Source organism: Pseudomonas sp. DWRC2-2, from assembly GCF_049897885.1.
GTDB classification, from domain to species: Bacteria; Pseudomonadota; Gammaproteobacteria; order Pseudomonadales; family Pseudomonadaceae; genus Aquipseudomonas; species Aquipseudomonas azotoformans_A.
In genome coordinates this window covers 324,221-344,745 of sequence record NZ_JAFCXD010000001.1, presented here as the reverse complement: position 1 = coordinate 344,745, position 20,525 = coordinate 324,221, and the positions used below count along the sequence as shown (strand labels likewise).

21 protein-coding genes are annotated in these 20,525 nt (G+C 61.5%); 10 read left to right on the top strand and 11 right to left on the bottom strand.

Going from position 1 to position 20,525, the window contains the following annotated elements; all coding sequences use genetic code 11:
• The first annotated feature begins 25 nt into the window (after positions 1–25).
• From ACP7EW_RS01855 to ACP7EW_RS01840, 4 genes are read left to right on the top strand one after another with little or no spacing between them, the layout of a single operon-like run.
• Positions 26–499, top strand: a complete 474-nt coding sequence (locus ACP7EW_RS01855) for a MarR family winged helix-turn-helix transcriptional regulator (protein WP_033903222.1) — start codon at positions 26–28, stop codon at positions 497–499.
• The gene (locus ACP7EW_RS01850; RefSeq protein ID WP_426214901.1) at positions 496–1,944 is read left to right on the top strand and encodes an efflux transporter outer membrane subunit; all 1,449 of its coding nucleotides are present in this window, start codon (positions 496–498) and stop codon (positions 1,942–1,944) included. Before ACP7EW_RS01855 ends, ACP7EW_RS01850 begins: the two co-directional genes overlap by 4 nt.
• Positions 1,945–1,959: 15 nt before the next feature.
• Positions 1,960–3,159: an efflux RND transporter periplasmic adaptor subunit gene (locus ACP7EW_RS01845; protein ID WP_426214899.1), complete on the top strand. Its 1,200-nt coding sequence runs from the start codon at positions 1,960–1,962 to the stop codon at positions 3,157–3,159.
• Complete coding sequence (locus tag ACP7EW_RS01840) at positions 3,159–4,688, top strand: DHA2 family efflux MFS transporter permease subunit (RefSeq protein ID WP_033903219.1); 1,530 nt, start codon at positions 3,159–3,161, stop codon at positions 4,686–4,688. Before ACP7EW_RS01845 ends, ACP7EW_RS01840 begins: the two co-directional genes overlap by 1 nt.
• Before the next feature lie 92 nt (positions 4,689–4,780).
• Here the strand turns inward: ACP7EW_RS01840 and lpxH are convergent, their stop codons facing one another.
• Positions 4,781–5,530 carry a UDP-2,3-diacylglucosamine diphosphatase gene (lpxH, locus tag ACP7EW_RS01835; protein ID WP_016977437.1) on the bottom strand — a complete coding sequence of 250 codons (750 nt, stop codon included), beginning with the start codon at positions 5,528–5,530 and terminating at the stop codon, positions 4,781–4,783.
• A complete protein-coding gene (locus ACP7EW_RS01830; RefSeq protein WP_016977438.1) occupies positions 5,527–6,030 on the bottom strand; it encodes a peptidylprolyl isomerase in 504 nt (167 codons plus the stop codon). Before ACP7EW_RS01830 ends, lpxH begins: the two co-directional genes overlap by 4 nt.
• 248 nt (positions 6,031–6,278) lie before the next feature.
• Here ACP7EW_RS01830 and ACP7EW_RS01825 point away from each other — a divergent pair, with 248 nt between their 5' ends.
• Positions 6,279–7,979: a glutamine--tRNA ligase/YqeY domain fusion protein gene (locus ACP7EW_RS01825; RefSeq protein ID WP_426214897.1), complete on the top strand. Its 1,701-nt coding sequence runs from the start codon at positions 6,279–6,281 to the stop codon at positions 7,977–7,979.
• Positions 7,980–7,997: 18 nt separating this feature from the next.
• Entirely contained in the window at positions 7,998–9,386 is a 1,389-nt protein-coding gene (gene cysS, locus ACP7EW_RS01820) for a cysteine--tRNA ligase (protein ID WP_426214895.1), read from the top strand.
• 66 nt (positions 9,387–9,452) lie between these two features.
• Here the strand turns inward: cysS and ACP7EW_RS01815 are convergent, their stop codons facing one another.
• The gene (locus ACP7EW_RS01815; protein ID WP_426214893.1) at positions 9,453–10,004 is read right to left on the bottom strand and encodes a dihydrofolate reductase family protein; all 552 of its coding nucleotides are present in this window, start codon (positions 10,002–10,004) and stop codon (positions 9,453–9,455) included.
• Positions 10,005–10,114: 110 nt separating this feature from the next.
• On the opposite strand from ACP7EW_RS01815, the gene lepB reads away from it, so the two are divergent.
• Positions 10,115–10,783, top strand: a complete 669-nt coding sequence (gene lepB / locus ACP7EW_RS01810; protein WP_426214891.1) for a signal peptidase I — start codon at positions 10,115–10,117, stop codon at positions 10,781–10,783.
• A gap of 180 nt (positions 10,784–10,963) precedes the next feature.
• A complete protein-coding gene (locus ACP7EW_RS01805) occupies positions 10,964–11,746 on the top strand; it encodes an SDR family oxidoreductase (RefSeq protein ID WP_426214889.1) in 783 nt (260 codons plus the stop codon).
• On the opposite strand, the gene ACP7EW_RS01800 is transcribed toward ACP7EW_RS01805, so the two are convergent.
• The gene (locus tag ACP7EW_RS01800) at positions 11,743–12,072 is read right to left on the bottom strand and encodes a winged helix-turn-helix transcriptional regulator (RefSeq protein ID WP_426214887.1); all 330 of its coding nucleotides are present in this window, start codon (positions 12,070–12,072) and stop codon (positions 11,743–11,745) included. The two genes, ACP7EW_RS01805 and ACP7EW_RS01800, sit on opposite strands and share 4 nt — an antisense overlap.
• 101 nt (positions 12,073–12,173) lie before the next feature.
• On the opposite strand from ACP7EW_RS01800, the gene ACP7EW_RS01795 reads away from it, so the two are divergent.
• Positions 12,174–12,632 carry an HIT family protein gene (locus tag ACP7EW_RS01795; protein ID WP_426214885.1) on the top strand — a complete coding sequence of 153 codons (459 nt, stop codon included), beginning with the start codon at positions 12,174–12,176 and terminating at the stop codon, positions 12,630–12,632.
• Positions 12,633–12,757: 125 nt separating this feature from the next.
• Here the strand turns inward: ACP7EW_RS01795 and ACP7EW_RS01790 are convergent, their stop codons facing one another.
• From ACP7EW_RS01790 to ACP7EW_RS01760, 7 genes are all read right to left on the bottom strand, one after another.
• Positions 12,758–13,096 (bottom strand): Na+/H+ antiporter subunit G, encoded by a 339-nt coding sequence (locus ACP7EW_RS01790; RefSeq protein WP_426214883.1) that lies wholly within the window; start codon positions 13,094–13,096, stop codon positions 12,758–12,760.
• Positions 13,093–13,371: a K+/H+ antiporter subunit F gene (locus ACP7EW_RS01785; RefSeq protein ID WP_010209507.1), complete on the bottom strand. Its 279-nt coding sequence runs from the start codon at positions 13,369–13,371 to the stop codon at positions 13,093–13,095. Before ACP7EW_RS01785 ends, ACP7EW_RS01790 begins: the two co-directional genes overlap by 4 nt.
• A complete protein-coding gene (locus ACP7EW_RS01780; protein WP_426214881.1) occupies positions 13,368–13,856 on the bottom strand; it encodes a Na+/H+ antiporter subunit E in 489 nt (162 codons plus the stop codon). The genes ACP7EW_RS01785 and ACP7EW_RS01780 overlap by 4 nt, the downstream gene beginning before the upstream one ends.
• Positions 13,853–15,535, bottom strand: a complete 1,683-nt coding sequence (locus ACP7EW_RS01775) for a monovalent cation/H+ antiporter subunit D (RefSeq protein ID WP_426214879.1) — start codon at positions 15,533–15,535, stop codon at positions 13,853–13,855. The genes ACP7EW_RS01780 and ACP7EW_RS01775 overlap by 4 nt, the downstream gene beginning before the upstream one ends.
• The gene (locus ACP7EW_RS01770) at positions 15,532–15,876 is read right to left on the bottom strand and encodes a Na+/H+ antiporter subunit C (protein ID WP_003192163.1); all 345 of its coding nucleotides are present in this window, start codon (positions 15,874–15,876) and stop codon (positions 15,532–15,534) included. The genes ACP7EW_RS01775 and ACP7EW_RS01770 overlap by 4 nt, the downstream gene beginning before the upstream one ends.
• Entirely contained in the window at positions 15,876–18,797 is a 2,922-nt protein-coding gene (locus ACP7EW_RS01765) for a monovalent cation/H+ antiporter subunit A (protein WP_426214877.1), read from the bottom strand. Before ACP7EW_RS01765 ends, ACP7EW_RS01770 begins: the two co-directional genes overlap by 1 nt.
• A gap of 129 nt (positions 18,798–18,926) precedes the next feature.
• Positions 18,927–19,856 carry a DMT family transporter gene (locus ACP7EW_RS01760; protein WP_038846035.1) on the bottom strand — a complete coding sequence of 310 codons (930 nt, stop codon included), beginning with the start codon at positions 19,854–19,856 and terminating at the stop codon, positions 18,927–18,929.
• 92 nt (positions 19,857–19,948) lie between these two features.
• Between ACP7EW_RS01760 and ACP7EW_RS01755 the strand changes: the two genes are divergently transcribed.
• Complete coding sequence (locus ACP7EW_RS01755; RefSeq protein WP_124528991.1) at positions 19,949–20,512, top strand: helix-turn-helix domain-containing protein; 564 nt, start codon at positions 19,949–19,951, stop codon at positions 20,510–20,512.
• The last annotated feature ends 13 nt before the right edge of the window (positions 20,513–20,525 follow it).

Below are 20,525 nucleotides of genomic sequence, written 5' to 3'. Positions count from 1 at the left end.
CTAGGCAGTAATAAGGTGACTTCCGATGCCCCACTTCACCCCTGACAGTTTTCGCAACTGCCATCTTGGCCTGCTTCTAGGCCGGGCGGCGCTGCTCAAGGACCGCATTATCGACACCCATATGGAGCCGCACGGTGTAACCGCCGCGCAGTTCAAGGTGTTGATCATCATTGCCCAGTTCGACGTCGATACCCCGGCGGAGCTGTGCCGCAACCTGTCCCTGGACAGCGGCTCCATGACCCGCATGCTCGACCGCCTGGAACAGAAGGGCCTGCTGGCACGCCAGCGTTCCGAGCAGGACCGACGCCAGGTGCGGCTGGTGCTCACCGAAGACGGCCAGCGTCTGGCGGACATGCTGCCGCACATCGGCGCGCAGTCGATGAACGAACTGGCCGGCGCCCTGGAGCCTGGCGAGTTGCAAACCCTGGAACGGATCCTCAAGAAAATTCTGGTAGCTGCCGGTGACGCGATCGTCATCCAGCGGGTAGGTAATGAATGAACAGACGCGCACTTAGCCTGGTGCTGGTGGCCATGAGCATGGCCGGATGCGCCAACTACAGCGGCCTCGACACCCAAGGCCAACGCCTCGACGCGGCTAGCCTGCAAACCGGCAAGACGTTGAGCGGCGTGACCCTGTCGAGCGCGGCCTGGCCCAGCGCCGATTGGTGGAAAAGCCTGGGCGACCCACAGCTCGACGGCCTGATCCAGGAAGCCCTGCAGAACAGCCCCGACATGCAAGTCGCCAGCGCCCGTGCCCATCAGGCCGAAGCCGCTGCCTATGCCGCCAACGCCGAGCGCATGCCGACCCTGGATGCCAGCGCCGGTGTGACACGCTCGCGCCTGGCCAAAGACCAGGACCCACGGGGCGAAGGCGATGCCTACTCCACCGTGCGCAACATCGGCGCCAGCTTCAACTACAACTTCGACCTCTGGGGCGGCCAGCGGGCCGTCTGGGAAGCGGCGTTGGGCGAGGCGCGTGCCGCCCAGGTCGATCAACAGGCCGCGCGCCTGACCCTGGCTGCCAACGTGGCCAAGGCCTACAGCGACCTGGGTCAGGCCCACATCATGCGGGACTTGGCCAACGACGACCTCAAGCGCACCCGGCAGATGCTCGACCTGGGCCAGCGCCGCCTGAACTCGGGTATCGACAGCCACTACCAGTACCAGCAGACCGAAAGCCTGGAAGCCAGCTCGCAGTCGCAACTGATCGACGCGGAAAAACAGCTGCAAAGCGCCAAGATCGCCCTGGCGGTGTTGCTCGGTAAAGGCCCGGACCGTGGCAGTGAACTCGCTCGGCCCAACGTGCTGAAACCCAGCGCTGTTGCCGTGCCATCGGTGCTGCCCGCCGAGCTGCTGGGCCGTCGTCCGGACCTGATCGCTGCGCGCTGGCGCGTCGAAGCGGCCGGCAAGAATATCGACGCGAGCAAGACCCGCTTCTACCCCAACCTCAACCTGAGCGCGAGCGCCGGGGCCGAGTCGTTGCTGGGGGATGCGATGTTCGGTTCGGCCAGCCGCTTCTTCAACATTGCGCCGACGATCTCGCTGCCGATCTTTGACGGCGGCCGCCTGCGCGCCGACCTCGATGCCCGCGACGCCGACTACGACCTGGCAGTGGCGCAGTACAACAAGACCCTGGTGCAAGCCCTGGGCGATATTGGCAACACCCTTTCACAACTGCGCGACACCGGCCGGCAGATCCAGGCCCAGCAACATGCCGCGGACATTGCCCAGCAGTCCTACGACACCGGTGTGCAGCGCTACAGCTCCGGCATCGGCAACTACTTGGATGTGCTCAGCATCGAGCAGCAATTGCTGCAGGCCCAGCGTCAGCTGGCGACGCTGAATGCCGCGCAGATCGATCTGTCGATTCAATTGATGCAGGCCCTGGGTGGCGGATACGACGCCAGGAACATGGCCGCGACCACCCCCGCCCGCTCGGAATAATTTGAGGTATTTGTCATGGCCACTGCCGAAAACACTAACGCAACTGAACAACCCCAGGACAATAACCCCCGTAAACGCAAAGTGATGCTGATCGGCCTGGCGCTGATCGTCATCCTGGCGGTGGTGGGCGTGTGGGGCTGGTACGAACTTTACGGCCGCTTCAACGAGAGCACCGACGACGCCTACGTGAATGGCAACGTGGTGGAGATCACCCCGCTGGTCACCGGCACCGTGGTCAGCATCGGCGCCGATGATGGCGACCTGGTCCACGAAGGCCAGGTGCTGGTCAACTTCGACCCGAACGACGCCGCCGTCGGCCTGCAAAGTGCCCAGGCCAACCTGGCCCGCACCGTGCGCCAGGTGCGCGGCCTGTACAGCAACGTCGACGGCATGAAGGCCCAAGTCAATGCACAGAAAGCCGATGTGCAAACCGCCCAGGACAACTTCAACCGCCGTAAAACCCTGGCCCAGGGCGGGGCGATTTCCCAGGAAGAACTGTCCCACGCCCGTGACAGCCTGACCGCGGCGAAAAACGCGCTGACCAACCTTGAGCAGCAACTGAAAACCACCAACGCATTGGTGGATGACACCGTGATCTCGTCCCACCCGGACGTGCAGGCCGCCGCCGCGCAATTGCGCCAGGCCTACCTGACCAATGCGCGCAGCACCTTGATTGCACCGGTCACCGGCTACGTGGCCAAGCGCACCGTGCAACTGGGCCAGCGTGTGCAACCGGGCACCGCGTTGATGGCGGTGATCCCGCTGAACCAGCTGTGGATCGACGCCAACTTCAAGGAAACCCAGCTGCGCGACATGCGTATCGGCCAGCCAGTAGACATCGAGTCGGACATCTACGGCAGCGACGTGAAATTCAGCGGCACCATCGACAGCCTCGGTGCGGGCACGGGCAGTGCGTTCGCGCTGCTGCCGGCGCAGAACGCCACCGGTAACTGGATCAAGATCGTGCAACGGGTGCCGGTGCGCATCCATATCAATGCCGATGAGTTGGCCAAGCACCCGCTGCGCGTGGGCTTGAGCACCCTGGTCAACGTCGATTTGCACGACCAGAGCGGCCCGGTATTGGCGCAACAGGCACCGCAGAAAGCCTCGTTTACCACCAATGTGTATGACCGCCAACTCGCTGAAGCCGACGCCATGATCAACCAGTTGATCCATGACAACAGCCTCGCCGCGCCCAAGGCTGTGCAACGCTGATGAGCAATAACGCCTCCTTCACGCCACCCAGCCTGTTGATGGCCACTATTGGCCTGTCGCTGGCGACCTTTATGCAGGTGCTCGACACCACCATCGCCAACGTGGCGTTGCCGACCATTTCCGGCAACCTGGGCGTGAGTTCGGAGCAGGGCACCTGGGTCATCACCTCGTTCGCGGTGAGCAATGCGATTGCCTTGCCACTGACCGGCTGGCTGAGCCGCCGCTTTGGCGAGGTGAAGCTGTTCCTGTGGGCGACCATCCTGTTTGTGCTGGCTTCGTTCCTCTGCGGTATTTCCACCTCGATGCCCGAGCTGATCGGCTTTCGGGTGCTGCAAGGCTTAGTCGCCGGGCCGTTGTACCCGATGACCCAGACCCTGCTGATCGCGGTCTATCCCCCGGCGAGGCGCGGCATGGCCCTGGCGTTGCTTGCGATGGTTACGGTGGTGGCGCCGATTGCCGGGCCGATCCTCGGCGGCTGGATCACCGACAGCTACAGCTGGCCGTGGATCTTCTTCATCAACGTACCGATCGGCATCTTTGCGGTGATGGTGGTGCGTTCCCAGCTGAAGAAACGCCCCGTGGTCACCAGCCATCAACCGATGGACTACGTGGGGCTGTTGAGCCTCATCGTCGGCGTCGGCGCCTTGCAGATCATCCTCGACAAGGGCAATGACCTGGACTGGTTCGAATCCAACTTCATCATCATCGGTGCGGCGATTTCGGTGATTGCCCTGGCGGTGTTCATCATCTGGGAACTCACCGACAAACACCCGGTGGTCAACCTGAAGCTGTTCGCCTACCGTAACTTCCGCATCGGCACCATTGTGCTGATCCTGGGTTACGCAGGCTTCTTCGGTATCAACCTGATCCTGCCGCAATGGCTGCAGACCCAGATGGGCTACACCGCCACATGGGCTGGCTTGGCGGTAGCGCCGATCGGGATTCTGCCGGTGTTGATGTCGCCGTTCGTGGGCAAGTACGCGCACAAGTTCGACCTGCGCCTGCTGGCGGGCCTGGCGTTCCTGGCGATTGGCCTGAGCTGCTTCATGCGCGCTGGCTTCACCAATGAAGTGGACTTCCAGCACATCGCCCTGGTGCAGCTGTTCATGGGCATCGGTGTGGCGCTGTTCTTCATGCCGACCCTGAGCATCCTGATGTCCGACCTGCCGCCGCACCAGATTGCCGATGGCGCTGGCCTGGCCACCTTCCTGCGGACCTTGGGCGGTAGTTTTGCGGCGTCGCTGACTACTTGGATCTGGATCCGTCGGGCGGACCAGCACCATGCGTACATGAGCGAAAACATGACCACCTACGACTCCGCCACCCGCGATGCCTTGCAGGCGCTGGGCGGGGCAGGGCACAAGGCGTATGCGCAGCTGGATCAGATTCTCACCAGCCAGGCGTACATGATGTCCACCGTGGACTACTTCACGTTGCTAGGGTGGATGTTCATGGGGTTGATGTTGCTGGTGTGGTTGGCGAAGCCGCCGTTTACCGCGAAGGCGGGGCCGGCAGCTTCCGGCCACTAACTGGTAGGTTGACCCTGCTTTTGTGGTGAGCGGGCTTGCCCCGCGCGAGGCAAGCTCGCTCACCACAAAAAAGCGAGCCGGAACGCGGTGCATCAGGCGCCGGGTAGCGCCAACTGCGGGTTTACAAAATCAAACGCCGCCAACTGAAACCCTTGCTCATCCACCTGCAATGCCCACCCTTGCTTGTCCCAATCCCCCAGCACAATGCGCTTGGCCGCCTGGTCACCAATCTGCAACTTATGAATGGCGGGGCGGTGGGTGTGGCCGTGGACCAGGGTGCGCACGCCGAACTGCTGCATCACCCGTGGCACTTCCTCGGGGGTGACATCAACAATGTCGTTAGCCTTCATGCGCGTTTGCGCCCGGCTTTCGCTGCGCAGCTTGCGCGCCAACTTGTGGCGGGTGCTCAAAGGAAGATGACGCAGGATAAACAGCACAATGGGGTTGCGCAGGATGCGCCGCAGCTTCATATAGCCGACGTCGCGGGTACAGAGGCTGTCGCCGTGCATCAACAGCACGGGCTCGCCATGGAGCTGCACGACACTCGGGTCCTTGAGCAAGGTGGCACCTGCGGCTTTGCAGAACGCCTTGCCGATCAGGAAATCGCGGTTGCCGTGCATGATGAAAATCGGGGTGCCGCTGTCGCTCAGCTCGCGCAGAGCCTCGCAGATGGAGCGCTGGAAGGGCGTCATCCCATCGTCGCCAATCCAGGCTTCAAAGAAGTCCCCCAGAATGTACAACGCCTGGGCGCCTCGGGCGCGGGTGTGGAGCAGATCCAGAAACGCCCGGGTGATATCCGGGCGCTCCTCTTCCAGATGCAAATCTGAAATCAGCAATATCACCCAACGATCTCGGCTTTCTCGACGATAACGTCTTCTACCGGAACGTCCTGGTGACCGGCTTTACCGGTGGTCTGCACGCCTTTGATCTTGTCAACGACGTCCTGGCCTTCGGTCACTTTACCGAATACCGCGTAACCCCAACCCTGCACGTTCTTGCCGCTGTGGTTCAGGAAAGCGTTGTCGGCGACGTTGATGAAGAACTGCGCGGAGGCCGAATGCGGCTCCATGGTACGGGCCATGGCGACGGTGTACTTGTCGTTGGAAAGGCCGTTGTCCGCTTCGTTCTGGATGCTTGGACGCTTGTCTTTCTTTTCTTTCATGCCAGGCTCGAAACCGCCGCCCTGGACCATGAAGTTGCCGATGACACGGTGGAAAACGGTGTTTTCGTAGTGGCCGGCGTTCACGTACTCGATGAAGTTGGCGACGGTGATCGGCGCTTTCTCGGCGTTCAGCTCGATGACGATGTCACCGTGGTTAGTGGTCAGTTTGACTTGAGTCATGTTCACTACTCTTTTCAGGGAATTCGTGGGTTTGGGTGCCTGGGCACCACGACCGGTATGGCTAAACTGCGGCCAAGGCGCGCAGTTTAGCGTGCCCTGCAGGAATTTCGAGGTGGTTTTTTACCGCCGGTGCAATAAATGCAGCAGTTTTCGACCTCGCCCTGTCAGGTACTTGACAGCATCGGCTATGATATCGCCTTTGTTTTGTCGGCCTAGCCCGGCCACGTACTTGTCTGTTCAAGGATCCTATGAGCAAGCCCACTGTCGACCCTACCTCGAATGCCAAGGCCGGACCTGCCGTCCCGGTCAATTTCCTGCGCCCGATCATCCAGGCGGACCTGGATTCGGGCAAGCACACGCAGATCGTCACCCGCTTCCCGCCAGAGCCCAACGGCTACCTGCACATCGGTCACGCCAAGTCGATCTGTGTGAACTTCGGCCTGGCCCAGGAATTCGGTGGTGTCACGCACCTGCGTTTCGACGACACCAACCCGGCCAAGGAAGACCAGGAATACATCGACGCCATCGAAAGCGACATCAAGTGGCTGGGCTTCGAATGGTCCGGTGAAGTGCGCTATGCCTCCAAATACTTCGACCAGCTGTTCGACTGGGCCGTCGAACTGATCAAGGCCGGCAAGGCCTATGTCGACGACCTGAGCCCGGAACAGGCCAAGGAATACCGTGGCACCCTGACCGAGCCGGGCAAGAACAGCCCGTTCCGCGACCGTTCGGTGGAAGAGAACCTGGACTGGTTCGCCCGCATGCGCGCCGGTGAGTTCCCGGACGGCGCCCGCGTGCTGCGTGCCAAGATCGACATGGCCTCGCCGAACATGAACCTGCGCGACCCGATCATGTACCGCATCCGCCATGCCCATCACCACCAGACCGGTGACAAGTGGTGCATTTACCCGAACTACGACTTCACCCACGGTCAGTCGGACGCCATCGAAGGCATCACGCACTCCATCTGCACCCTGGAGTTCGAAAGCCATCGCCCGCTGTACGAATGGTTCCTGGACAGCCTGCCGGTACCGGCGCACCCGCGCCAGTACGAGTTCAGCCGCCTGAACCTGAACTACACCATCACCAGCAAGCGCAAGCTCAAGCAACTGGTTGACGAGAAGCACGTCCACGGTTGGGATGACCCGCGCATGTCCACGCTGTCGGGCTTCCGTCGCCGTGGCTACACGCCTGCGTCGATCCGCAACTTCTGCGACATGGTCGGCACCAACCGTTCCGACGGCGTGGTCGATTTCGGCATGCTCGAATTCAGCATCCGCCAGGACCTCGACGCCAACGCCCCGCGCGCCATGTGCGTGCTGCGTCCGTTGAAAGTCGTGATCACCAACTACCCGGAAGATCAGGTCGACAACCTTGAGTTGCCGCGTCATCCGCAAAAAGAAGAACTCGGCGTGCGCAAGCTGCCGTTCGCCCGTGAAATCTACATCGACCGCGATGACTTCATGGAAGAGCCGCCAAAAGGCTACAAGCGCCTGGAGCCGAATGGCGAAGTGCGCCTGCGCGGCAGCTACGTGATCCGTGCCGATGAAGCGATCAAGGACGCCGATGGCAACATCGTCGAACTGCGTTGCTCCTACGATCCGGACACCCTGGGCAAGAACCCTGAAGGCCGCAAGGTCAAGGGCGTGATCCACTGGGTGCCAGCGGCTGCCAGCATCGAGTGCGAAGTGCGCCTGTACGATCGCCTGTTCCGCTCGCCGAACCCGGAAAAGGCCGAAGACAGCGCCAGCTTCCTGGACAACATCAACCCTGACTCCCTGCAAGTACTCACTGGTTGTCGTGCCGAACCCTCGTTGGGCGAAGCACAGCCGGAAGACCGTTTCCAGTTCGAGCGCGAAGGTTACTTCTGCGCGGATATCAAGGACTCGAAACCAGGTCGCCCGGTATTCAACCGTACCGTGACCTTGCGTGATTCGTGGGGCCAGTGATTCTCTAAGGAAGCCGTTGTGCTAACGATCTACAACACACTCAGCAAGACCAAAGAAGTCTTCAAGCCGCTGGATGGCAACAAGGTGCGCATGTACGTGTGCGGCATGACCGTGTACGACTATTGCCACATCGGCCACGGCCGCAGCATGGTTGCCTTCGACCTGGTGACCCGCTGGTTGCGTTTCAGCGGCTATGACTTGACCTACGTGCGCAACATCACCGACATCGACGACAAGATCATCAACCGCGCCAACGAAAACGGCGAGTCGTTCGACGCGCTGACCGAGCGCATGATCGCCGCGATGCACGAGGACGAGGCCCGCCTCAACATCCTCAAGCCGGACATGGAACCGCGCGCCACGGACCACATCCCGGGCATGCACGCGATGATCCAGACCCTGATCGACAAGGGTTACGCCTACGCCCCAGGCAATGGCGACGTGTACTACCGCGTCGCCAAGTTTATGGGCTACGGCAAACTGTCGCGCAAGAAAATCGAAGACCTGCGTATCGGTGCCCGCATCGAAGTCGACGAAGCCAAGCAGGATCCGCTCGACTTCGTACTGTGGAAAGCCACCAAGCCGGGCGAGCCGAGCTGGGAGTCGCCATGGGGCGCCGGTCGTCCGGGCTGGCACATTGAGTGCTCGGTGATGTCCACCTGCTGCCTGGGCGAGACCTTCGACATTCATGGCGGCGGCAGCGACCTGGAGTTCCCGCACCACGAAAACGAAATTGCCCAGAGCGAAGCCGCCACCGGCAAGACCTACGCCAACGCCTGGATGCACTGCGGCATGATCCGCATCAATGGCGAGAAGATGTCCAAGTCCTTGAACAACTTCTTCACCATTCGCGACGTGCTGGAAAAGTACCATCCTGAAGTTGTGCGTTACCTGCTGGTGTCGAGCCACTACCGCAGCGCCATCAACTACTCGGAAGACAACCTCAAGGACGCCAAGGGCGCCCTGGAGCGGTTCTACCATGCGTTGAAAGGTTTGCCCGTTGTCGCCCCGGCTGGCGGCGAAGCGTTCGTTGAGCGTTTCACCCAAGTGATGAACGACGACTTCGGCACACCGGAAGCCTGCGCCGTGCTGTTCGAGATGGTGCGCGAGATCAACCGTTTGCGTGAGAGCGATCTCGACGCGGCGGCGGGTCTGGCGGCGCGCTTGAAAGAGCTGGCCAGCGTGCTTGGGGTTCTGCAAATGAAGCCTGAGGACTTCCTGCAGGCCGGCGCCGAAGGGCGTGTGGATGCTGCTGAGGTTGATGCGTTGATTCAGGCGCGTCTGGCTGCTCGCGCTAACAAAGACTGGGCGGAATCCGACCGTATCCGCGACCAACTGACCGCGATGGGCTTGGTGTTGGAAGACGGGAAGGGTGGGACGACGTGGCGGTTGGCTGATCAGGTTTGATCGGTAAACGCTGAATGAAAAACGCCCCGACTGGTTCGGGGCGTTTTTTTGGACGCGGGCTTGGCCTCAATGCTTACTATCTACGTCATACCTGCTCTGAACAAACCCATTGTCCGACACGTAGGTTCCGACATGGCGCAGCTCATGCCCACTGGCAACCTGGCTGAACAGTGGAATACCTTGCCCCAGCAAAACCGGGATACGGGTAATGATCAGCTCATTGATCAGGCCGGCTTCAAGAAACGCCTGGATCGTCTGCCCACCGTCGATATACAGATGTTTCATGCCTAGTTCGGCTAACGTCGCAACCAATGTGGTCACGTCTCCCGCCATGACCTCAACCTTGCCTTCCAGATGCGCCGGGATTTCCAGTTGTTGGTGAGACAGGACAATGACCGGCGTACCCTCATAGGGCCACTCGGGAAAGGACAGGACCTTCTCCAGGGTTTTTCGGCCCATCACCAGCGCATCCACCGTAGCGATAAAGCTTTCATAGGTCACACTCTTCAACTCGGCGGTTTCATACGCGGGTTGGTGCAACCATTCGATATCACCGTCCGAGCGGGCAATGAAGCCGTCGACGCTGGCAGCTATAAAGACTGAGCATTTGATATCCATCGCGAAACTCCTTTTTGTGCGCTTGGACGCTAATGTTAATTTAATCCGCCCATGCAAAAACCGAATGTCGAAGAAATAACCCTGACGCCCTTTCTGCAGTGCGAGGATGTATGCGAAGTTGGTTGATCCGTTACCGTTACGCAATCATGTTCTGGGTGTGCTTCGGCGTTTTCCGTACCTCCCTGGCCGATTGGAATCCGATCCCCTCCGGCTCCATGCGTCCGACCTTGCTGGAGGGCGATGTGGTGCTGGTCAACCGCGTGGCGTATGACCTCAAGGTGCCGCTCACCGATATTTCCCTGGCCAAGCTCGACAACCCCCAGCGCGGCGATGTGGTGACGTTTTCATCGCCCAAGGATGGCATACGCCTGATCAAGCGCATCGTCGGTATTCCCGGTGACACCCTGGAAATGAAAGACGAGGTGCTGTGGGTCAACGGCGTGCCGGCCATTTACAGTGATGCGCAGGACATCAGCGAGCCCATCGTGCCCGGTCATACAGTGCCGGGGATCAAGCTGAAGGAGCGGGCGGCCAACCGTCAGCGCACGGTGCAGTTCATGCCGACAGTGCGGGCGTTGCGCAATTTTGGCCCGGTCACTGTGCCGGCTGACAGTTACTTCATGCTGGGGGACAACCGCGATAACAGCGATGACTCCCGGTATATCGGTTTTGTGCCGCGCCGGTTGTTGATCGGGCGCGCGCATCACATTTTGGCATCAGCGCAGATCCTGGATCACTGGATGCCACGCCTGAACAGATTTGGCGCGCCGATCCTGTAAGGACGAGCCCTCATTACCCCTGTAGGAGCCGGCAAGCCGGCTCCTACAGTTGGGTGTGTTACGAGGGGCCCTGAACCCAGACACTAACTTTTGGGTTAGCCCATTACCTTTTCGTGCGTTCTTGTGGGCTGTCCGCCCGGTTCCTATCCTGCGGTCTTCGTTTATCCAGGAGTAGGTTCCATGAGCTTTGATCTCGGACTGACAGGCCTTCGCGCGCTGGTCACCGGCGGCACCAAGGGCATCGGTGCGGCGGTGGTTGCCGTGTTGCAGGAGCAGGGCGCCCAGGTGATTTCAGTCGCGCGTTCGGCGGCGGATTCGACGCCCGAAGGCGTGCATTTCATCGCTGCCGACCTGGGCACTGCGGCCGGTTGTGCCAGCGCTACCGAGACGGTAAAAGAGCAATTTGGCGGCGTGGATATCATCGTCAATGTCCTCGGCGGTTCCAGTGCGCCAGGTGGTGGTTTTGCAGTGCTCGATGATGAGCAGTGGATGAATGCGCTAGGCCAGAACCTGATGGCGGCGGTGCGGGTGGATCGGGCGTTGTTACCGGGGATGGTCGAGCGCGGGGCCGGGGTGATCATTCATGTCACGTCGATCCAGCGGGAGCTGCCGTTGCCGGAATCGACCACGGCCTATGCCGCTGCCAAGGCGGCGCTGGCGACGTACAGCAAGAGCCTGTCGAAAGAAGTGACACCCAAGGGTGTGCGGGTGGTGCGGGTTTCGCCGGGCTGGGTGGAGACAGACGCTGCGGTCGCGTTGGCAGAGCGTCTGGCAGATGAGGCGGGCACGGATTACGAAGGCGGCAAACAGATCATCATGCAAGCGCTGGGCGGCATTCCGCTGGGCCGGCCGGCCAAGCCTCAGGAAGTGGCGGACTTGATCGCGTTCCTGGTCTCGCCCCGCGCCGGGTCGATCAGTGGCACCGAGTACGTGATCGACGGCGGCACCGTGCCCACGGTCTAGATCGCAGGCTTGGCGGCCTGCCATTTGAGCAGGCCATCCAGCACCGGGCACAGGCTCTGGCCCCATTCGGTCATGCGGTAATCCACTTTGGGCGGCACCACCGGGTAGACGGTGCGCTGTACCAGGCCATCGGCTTCAAGCTGGCGCAGTTGTTGGGCGAGCATCTTCTGCGAGATCTCCGGGATCAACCGCTCAAGGTCGGAATAACGCTGCACCTGGCCGCCGAACAGATGAAACAGGATGATCAATTTCCAACGCCCGCCGAGCCAGGCGAGGGTGGTCTCGACGTCGGCTGCGGCGGTGGCGGGGGTGTAGGTTTTGCTCATCGCATACGTCCTTAGGACATGTCTGAAAGTTTCTATTTGTTTTGACGCTCGCCCCATCCTGGCTTTAGATGGTCGCCACGACCCAACTGGCGGAGATTCAAATGGAATGTATTTTCTGCAGCATTGTTCGAAAAACTTCCCCGGCGCACATCCTGTGGGAAGACGACCAGCATATGGCATTTTTGTCGATCTTCCCCAACACGCCGGGTTTCAGCGTGGTGATTCCCAAACAGCATTACGGCAGCTATGCGTTTGCGCAGTCGGATGAGGTGTTGGCCGGGCTCGCGATAGCGGCGAAGAAGACCGCGTTGCAGATCGACCGGGCGTTTCCCGATGTGGCGCGCACGGGAATGATGCTGGAGGGTTATGGGGTGGATCATCTGCATGCGAAGTTGTTTCCCATGCATGGCACTGGGTCGGACAGTGCGTTCAAGCCGTTGAGTTCGAAGGTGGACAAGTTCTTCGAGGCGTATGAGGGCTATATCTCGTCCCATGATCATGGGCGGGCGGATGATGCTGAGTTGGCAGAGCTGGCGGCGCACATTCGATCTTTTGCCTAGCACAAAACCAAATGTGGGAGCGGGCTTGCTCGCGAAAGCGGAGTGTCAGTCTTTGTATGTGTGTCTGATACACCGCTTTCGCGAGCAAGCCCGTTCCCACATTTTGACCGCGTACTTTTCAGAAATCAGCGACGGCTGCTGACCTCGGCAGGCACATCGTCACCGGCCATGCGCTTACGGAACAACGCCGTACGCGCCAGCAGCAACGTGGTCACCGGCACCGTGATCGACAACAAGATCGGGATCAACCACCCGTGCAACACCGGCCCGGACTTGAGCACCGAAAAGTAGATGATCGACGCCAGCGCCACACACCACGCCCCCAACGTCGAAGCCAATGCCGGCGGGTGCATGCGTTGGAAGAAGTCCTTCATCCTTAGCAAGCCGACCGCGCCAATCAATGCAAACACACTGCTCAACACCAGCAGCACGGCCACGACGACTTCCATCCATAACGGCATCATTCAATCACCTCCCCACGCAGCAGGAATTTCGCCAGGGCAAACGAGCCGACGAAGCCGAACAGCGCAATCAGCAGCGCCGCTTCAAAGTAGGTGTCACTGGCGTAGCGAATGCCCAACACCAGCATCATCAGCATCGCCAGGATGTACAGGTAGTCCAGCGCCAATACCCGGTCCTGGGCCGATGGGCCTTTGAACAGACGGATCAGCGTCAGCACCATGGCCAGTGAGAACAGGAACAGGCTGAGCAGGATCGCATTGGAGAGCAGGGCGCTCATTCGAAGATCTCCATCAGGGGCCGTTCGTAGGTGGTCTTGAAGTGCTCGATGAAGGATGCTTCATCCTCCAGGTCAAATACGTGCAAGAGCAGGATGCTACGGTCCAGCGCCAGTTCCGACCAGATGGTGCCGGGCACCACGGTGGTGATCATCGACAACGCCGCCAGGCCGTTGGCGTCGCGCAGGTCCAGGGGGATCTTGATGAAGCGCGAACGCGGTGGACGGGAGCTGCAGATCAGCACGCCCCAGGCCACTTGCAGGTTGGACACGATCACATCGCGGCCCACCACAAAGAACAGGCGAATGATCACCCCTGGGCGGCGAATGCGGATCGGCAACGGCCGCAGCGGCGCCATCATCAGCGGCGCCAGAAAACCCAGCAGCGCGCCCAGCAGCAGGTTGCCGGGGCTCACGGACAGGTTGAGCACCAGCCACAGTAGCCACAACGCCAGCGACAACCACGGGGCAGGGAACAGACGCTTCATGGCTGCACCTCCAGCGCGGCGGCCTTGGCTTCAGGGCTCGGCACCGGGCGCGTGGCCATCACTGCCATCACGTAGTGTTCCGGGTTGTTCAGGCTGACGGCCGTGTCCTGGGTGTAGCGCATCAGCGGCTCGGCCTTGAAGGTCAGCAGGATGCTCAGGCCCAGCAGGAAGAAGATCGGCAGGCACTCGTAGCGACGCAGCAGCGGCGAAGGGCGCTCTTCCGGGGTCCAGAAACGCTGGATGCCGAGGCGGGCGAAGGCGATCAACGAGGCCAGGCCCGAGAGGATCAACAGCGCGACCAAGCCCCAGGCTGCCGGGCGGATCGGCGCGTCAACGCTGACGCCCAGGCCCAGCGGATTGACCAGTGCACTCAACAGGCTGAGCTTGCCGATAAAACCGGACAGCGGCGGCATGCCGATGATCAGCAGGGCGCAGGCGATAAAACTCAAGCCCAGGAAGGCCATGGTCCAGGGAATCACCTGGCCGACCACGGCTTGCTGTTCATCATCCAGGTTCACGCCGGGGCGCGGGTGCAGCGATTCCATGGCTTTGGGCAGCGCATCGATCTCTTCATCCAGCGGCAGGTCGTTGGCCGAGCGCGAACGCTCGATCAGTTCGGCCAGCAAGAACAGCGCGCTCAACGCCAGTGTCGAGCTGACCAGATAAAACAACGCCCCTGCCGTCAGGCTTGGCTGAGCAAAACCCACGGCCGACAGCAAAATCCCCGCCGACACCAGAATGCTCAAGCTGGCCATACGTTCCAACCGCTGCGCCGCCACCATCGCCAACCCGGCGCAGATGATGGTTGCCATGCCGCCATACACCAGCCAGTCGCCACCAAACAGCGCCGAGGCTCCGGCCTGGCCGGAGAACAGCAGGGTCCACAGGCGCAGCACGGTGTACACGCCGACCTTGGTCATGATCGCGAACATCGCCGCCACCGGCGCACTCGCCGAAGAATAGGCGGGCGCCAGCCAGAAGTTCAGCGGCCACATGCCGGCCTTGGCCAGGAACGCCGTCGCCAGGATCGCCGCACCGGCGTGCAACAGGCCACTATCCGCCTCCGGCACCAGCGGGATTTTCAGCGCCAGGTCAGCGAAGTTCAGCGTGCCAGTCACCCCGTAGATCATCGCCGCGCCAATCAAAAACAGCGACGACGCGAGCAGGTTGATCGCAATGTAATGCAGCCCCGCCGACACCCGCGCCCGGCCCGAGCCGTGCAGCATCAAGCCATAGGACGCCGCCAGCAGCACCTCGAAGAATACGAACAGGTTGAACAGGTCCGCGGTCAGGAAGGCGCCATACAGACCCATCATCTGCACCTGGAACAGCGCGTGGAAACTGGTGCCGGCCCTGTCCCAGCGGGCCATGGCGAACAACAGCGCGCTCACGCCGATGATGCCGGTGAGTACCAGCATCAGCGCCGACAACTGATCGACCACCAACACGATGCCAAACGGCACTTGCCAGTTGCCCGGCAGGTACACGCCAATCGAGCCGGGGCCGCCTTTTTGCGTCCAGTACAGCAGCAAAACAGCAATGCCCAGGCCGATCATGCTGGAGAACAGGTTGATGCGCGCCTTGAGCGGACGGTGCTTCTCGCCGAGCATCAGCATCAACGCGGCGGTGAGCAACGGCAGCAGGATCGGCGCGACGATCATTTGATTCATCCACGTCATTCCTTGGGCTCCCGGCCGTCCACATGGTCCGTGCCGGTCAAGCCACGGGAGGCGAGTAGCACCACCAGGAACAAGGCGGTCATGGCGAAGCTGATTACGATAGCCGTCAGCACCAGCGCCTGGGGCAGGGGATCGGTGTAGTTGAGCAAGTCTTGCGGCACGCCGTCCTTGATGATCGGCTCCTTGCCGATAAACAGGCTGCCCATGCTGAAAATGAACAGGTTGACCCCATACGACAACAGGCACAGGCCCATCACCACCTGGAAGGTCCGTGGCCGCAGGATCAGCCAGACGCCGGAGGCGGCCAGGACTCCAATGGCAATTGCGATGACTTCTTCCATCAGGCGGCTCCTTCCGTTGCGGCAACCACTTTGGCCTGGTTGCTCGGTTTATGGGCCCGCACGGACTGGTGACCGAGGGCGGTAAGCATCAGCAGCGTCGAGCCGACGACCATGGCGTACACGCCGACGTCGAAGAACAGCGCGCTGGCGATGTGAATGTCGCCGAGCAGCGGCAGGCTGAAATGCCAGGTGTGGGTGGTGAGGAACGGATACCCGGCAAATAGCGCGCCGAGACCGGTCAGCGTCGCCGAGAAGAGCCCAAAGCCCATCCAGCGCATCGGCCGCAGGCTCATCTGCGCTTCGACCCACTGCGTGCCGGCGACCATGTATTGCAGGATAAACGCCACCGACATCACCAGGCCGGCGACAAACCCGCCGCCCGGTTGGTTGTGGCCGCGCATGAACAGGTAGAACGACACCACCAGCGCAATCGGCAGCAACAGGCGCACCAGCACCGCCGGCACCATCATGAAGCCCAGGGCGGTGTCGCTGGCCTGGCGTGGGTTGACCAGGTCGGTGGCCACGTCCGGTGCTAGTTGGCGCTGTTGCGCGGGCAGTTGCATGCTTTCTTTCGATGGTCGGAAGCGTCGTAGCAGGGCGTAAACGGTCAGCGCCACGGCGCCGAGCACGGTGATTTCACCCAAGGTATCGAAACCCCGGAAGTCCACCAGCATCACGTTCACCACATTGCTGCCGCCGCCTTCGGGCAGGGCGCGGCTTAAGTAGAACGAGGAAATATCGTTGGGCGTCTGGCGCGTCAACATCGCGTAGGACAGCAGCGCCATGCCGCCGCCGACCACGGTCGACAACAGGAAGTCGCGCAGGCGCCGGATGCGCGCCTTGCGCAAGGAACTTGGCAGTGGCGACACTTCTTCGATCCGCCGTGGCAGCCAGCGCAGGCCCAGCAAGATCAACACAGTGGTCACCACTTCGACCACCAACTGGGTCAGCGCCAGGTCCGGCGCCGAGAACCACACAAAGGTCACGCAGGTCATCAGGCCGCACACGCTGACCATGGTCAGGGCCGCCAGCCGGTGGTACTTGGCTTGCCAGGCGGCACCGAGGGCACAGGCAATCGCCAGCAGCCACAGGGTCACGAATACGATGGAACCGGGGATCTTCGGCCGGTCGCCCCAACTGAGGCCACTGTTGAGCATCGGGATCATGCCGCCGATGACCGCCACCAGCACCAGCAGGAACAGTTGCGTCTGCAGGCGCTTGGTGCTGATGCGTTTCTCGATCTTGCGCACCCCGCGCATCATCACCACCAGGCAGCGCTCAAAACCGCGCTTGCCGTTGAAGTAGCTGATGATCGGCGGGTATTTGATGCGGCCCAGCTTGAGCTGCTTGCGCAGCAGCAGATAAAGCACCACGCCACCGGACATGGCCACCTGGCTCATGATCATTGGCGCGTTCCAGCCGTGCCAGATCGCCAGGCTGTATTCCGGCAGCACACCGCCCACCACTGGCAGTGCGGCGGCGGCGAGGATCGAGCCGACCACCTGGGCCGGGAAAATCCCCACCAGCAGGCAGGTGAATACCAGCAGTTCGACGGGGGCGCGCATCCAGCGTGGCGGTTCGTGGGGCGTGTGCGGCAAGTGGGTGGCGGGCGGGCCGAAAAACACATCCACGGTAAAGCGCAGGGCATAGGCCACGCTGAACGTACCGGCGATGGTCGCGATCAACGGCAGGGCGAATTCCACCCATTGAGTCGAGGAGATAAACACGGTTTCGGCGAAGAACATCTCTTTGGACAGGAAGCCGTTGAGCAACGGCACGCCGGCCATGGACGCACTGGCCACCATCGCCAGGGTCGCGGTAAACGGGATCAACCGCACCAACCCGCTGAGCTTGCGGATATCCCGCGTGCCACTTTCGTGGTCGATGATGCCCGCCGCCATGAACAGCGACGCCTTGAAGGTCGCGTGATTGAGAATATGGAACACCGCCGCGACGGCGGCCAGCGGGCTGTTAAGGCCCAGCAATAAGGTGATCAGCCCGAGGTGGCTGATGGTGGAGTAGGCCAGCAGGCCCTTGAGATCATTCTGGAACATGGCGCAGTAAGCGCCGAGAAGCAGGGTAATCGCGCCGGCACCGCCGACGATATAGAACCATTCTTCGCTGCCGGACAGCGACGGCCACAGGCGGGCCAACAGGAACACGCCGGCCTTCACCATCGTTGCCGAATGCAAGTACGCCGACACCGGCGTGGGGGCCGCCATCGCGTGGGGCAGCCAGAAGTGGAACGGAAACTGCGCGCTTTTGCTCAAGGCACCGATCAGCACCAGGGCCAGCATGACCGGGTACAGCGAGTGCGCGCGAATCTGATCGCCCGCCGCCAGCACCAGGTCCAGGTCATAGCTGCCGACGATATGCCCCAGCAACATCACGCCCGCCAGCAGGCACAAGCCGCCCGCGCCGGTGACCATCAACGCCATGTACGCGCCGCGTCGCGCGTCGGCGCGGTGGTGCCAATAGCCGATCAGCAGGAACGAGAACAGGCTGGTCAGCTCCCAGAAGAACACGATCTGGACCAGGTTGCCGGAAATCACCAGCCCGAGCATGGCGCCCATGAACGCCAGGAAAAATGCGAAGAAGCGCGGCACCGGGTCATCCGGCGACATGTAATAGCGCGCATACAACGACACCAGCGTGCCGATGCCCAGCACCAGCATCGAGAACAGCCAGGCAAACCCATCCATGCGCAGCACGAAGTTCAGCCCGAGGCTGGGCAACCACATGAATTCTTCGCGGATCACGCCACCGTGGGCGATCTGGGGGTAGAGCAGGGCGACTTGAATGGTTCCGACCAGGGCCACAAGGCCGGCCAGCAGGGATTCGGTGTTACGTGCATTGTGCGGCAGCAAGGCCGCCAGACAGCTGCCAGCGAACGGCAGAAGCAGTAGAACTATCAGGGACATAGGCTTCTAATCTGCGGAAGTTTGGGATGCATCATACGTGCCGCTTTCTCGATCACCAAACGGCAAGATGTGGCAGGATCCTACAAGGTAGGCCGAAAACTCCCATTTGGCATTGTTTCAATGCCCCGCTTAGCCCTGATGTTCCTGCTCCAGCTCATTGTCCACTGCAAGCGCCTTTTGTGCCTTGGTCTTCATCTCACTGACAATCACCGCCGCCACAATCAACGCCGCGCCCAGCATCGCAATCGGCGGGAAGCGCTCCCCGGCGATCCGTCCCACCACGCCTGCCCACACCGGCTCACCGGCATAAATCAACGTGGCTCGGGTGGGCGAAACGCTTTGCTGCGCCCAGTTCATGGCGACCTGGATCACCGCACTGGTCAAGCCCAGGCCCACTGCGCTGAACAGCAGCAGCCACGAAAAACCTGGCAGCGCCTCACCCATCGGCACCACCATCAGGAACGACAGCAACGAGGCCGTGGCCAGTTGCACCACGGTCACCCGGCGCACATCCACCTGGCCGGCAAAGGCGCTGATCAGGATGATTTCAGCGGCAATCGCGACCGCGCCGATCAACGTGGCGATTTCACCGGGGCTGAAATTCAGCGAAGCACCCGCCGGCCCGGTCAGCAGCATCAAGCCGGTAAACGCCAGCATGATGCCAATGCTCGGCATCAAGCCTGGACGGCGTCCCAATACCAGCCATTGCAACAGCGGCACGAACGGCACATATAACGCCGTGATAAACGCCGATTGGCTGCTCAGGATCGTCTGCAAGCCAATGGTTTGCAGCCCGTAGCCAAACATGATCGCCACGCCGATAAACACGCCGGCCTTCAACTCGAACAGCGTCAGGTCACGCAACGTGCGCAAGGAAAAGAAGCCGACCACAATCGCCGCCGCCGCAAACCGTAGCCCGACGAAAAACATCGGCCCGCTGACGGTCATCGCGTGTTGCACCAGCAAAAAGGTGCCGCCCCAGATCATGGTGATCACCACCAGGATGCATTCGGCTTTGCTGAAACGGTTGAAACGAGGGGAGGCGTTCGCGGTGGTCATGGCGGCTCGGTCTTGCAAGGGAAAGGCACGGACCGCACAATGCGCCGCACGCTGGGCAGTATACTGCGCACACCCACCCATTGAGCAATATAGTGCACAAAGAAAACCCACAACGGGCCTCGGTCCTGCAGCACGTCAGCCAGAACGTGCGTCGCCTGCGCCATGCCGCCGACCTGAGCCAGACCGCGCTTTCGGAAAAATCCGGGGTCAGCCGGCGCATGCTGGTGGCCATCGAGGCGGGGGAGAAGAACGTCAGCCTGTCCACCCTCGACCGCGTGGCTGAAGCGTTGGACGTGGCGTTCAGTGACCTGATCCAGGCGCCGGATGCCCCCGACCACAGCCGCATCAACGAACTGGCCTGGGCCGGCGAAATTCCCGGCAGCAAGGCGGTGTTGCTGGCCAAGGCCACGGCGCGGCGTGAAGTCGAGTTGTGGGAGATGCAACTGGAACCGGGCGATCGCTACAGCCCCGATCCCGATCCGGAAGGCTGGAGCGTGCAACTGTTCGTGTTCGAAGGCTGCCTCACCCTGCTGGTGGGCGAGGAAGAAAAACACGTCGCCGCCGGTGAGTTTTATATGTTCGCCAGCCGTCACGTGCATGGCTATCGCAATGACGGCGATGTGTCTGTGCGGTTTGTGCGCAACGTGGTGATCTAACTGTTCGCCCGGC

Coding starts and splice junctions, on each gene's coding strand:
- ACP7EW_RS01790 (WP_426214883.1), bottom strand. CDS start 13,096: ATGATGCCGTTATGGATGGAAGTCGTCGTGGCCGTGCTGCTGGTGTTG.
- lepB (WP_426214891.1), top strand. CDS start 10,115: ATGCGAAGTTGGTTGATCCGTTACCGTTACGCAATCATGTTCTGGGTG.
- ACP7EW_RS01785 (WP_010209507.1), bottom strand. CDS start 13,371: ATGAGCGCCCTGCTCTCCAATGCGATCCTGCTCAGCCTGTTCCTGTTC.
- ACP7EW_RS01780 (WP_426214881.1), bottom strand. CDS start 13,856: ATGAAGCGTCTGTTCCCTGCCCCGTGGTTGTCGCTGGCGTTGTGGCTA.
- ACP7EW_RS01770 (WP_003192163.1), bottom strand. CDS start 15,876: ATGGAAGAAGTCATCGCAATTGCCATTGGAGTCCTGGCCGCCTCCGGC.
- ACP7EW_RS01825 (WP_426214897.1), top strand. CDS start 6,279: ATGAGCAAGCCCACTGTCGACCCTACCTCGAATGCCAAGGCCGGACCT.
- ACP7EW_RS01765 (WP_426214877.1), bottom strand. CDS start 18,797: ATGTCCCTGATAGTTCTACTGCTTCTGCCGTTCGCTGGCAGCTGTCTG.
- ACP7EW_RS01775 (WP_426214879.1), bottom strand. CDS start 15,535: ATGACGTGGATGAATCAAATGATCGTCGCGCCGATCCTGCTGCCGTTG.
- ACP7EW_RS01805 (WP_426214889.1), top strand. CDS start 10,964: ATGAGCTTTGATCTCGGACTGACAGGCCTTCGCGCGCTGGTCACCGGC.
- ACP7EW_RS01840 (WP_033903219.1), top strand. CDS start 3,159: ATGAGCAATAACGCCTCCTTCACGCCACCCAGCCTGTTGATGGCCACT.
- ACP7EW_RS01815 (WP_426214893.1), bottom strand. CDS start 10,004: ATGGATATCAAATGCTCAGTCTTTATAGCTGCCAGCGTCGACGGCTTC.
- ACP7EW_RS01795 (WP_426214885.1), top strand. CDS start 12,174: ATGGAATGTATTTTCTGCAGCATTGTTCGAAAAACTTCCCCGGCGCAC.
- ACP7EW_RS01845 (WP_426214899.1), top strand. CDS start 1,960: ATGGCCACTGCCGAAAACACTAACGCAACTGAACAACCCCAGGACAAT.
- ACP7EW_RS01800 (WP_426214887.1), bottom strand. CDS start 12,072: ATGAGCAAAACCTACACCCCCGCCACCGCCGCAGCCGACGTCGAGACC.
- ACP7EW_RS01850 (WP_426214901.1), top strand. CDS start 496: ATGAACAGACGCGCACTTAGCCTGGTGCTGGTGGCCATGAGCATGGCC.
- ACP7EW_RS01855 (WP_033903222.1), top strand. CDS start 26: ATGCCCCACTTCACCCCTGACAGTTTTCGCAACTGCCATCTTGGCCTG.
- ACP7EW_RS01830 (WP_016977438.1), bottom strand. CDS start 6,030: ATGACTCAAGTCAAACTGACCACTAACCACGGTGACATCGTCATCGAG.
- ACP7EW_RS01760 (WP_038846035.1), bottom strand. CDS start 19,856: ATGACCACCGCGAACGCCTCCCCTCGTTTCAACCGTTTCAGCAAAGCC.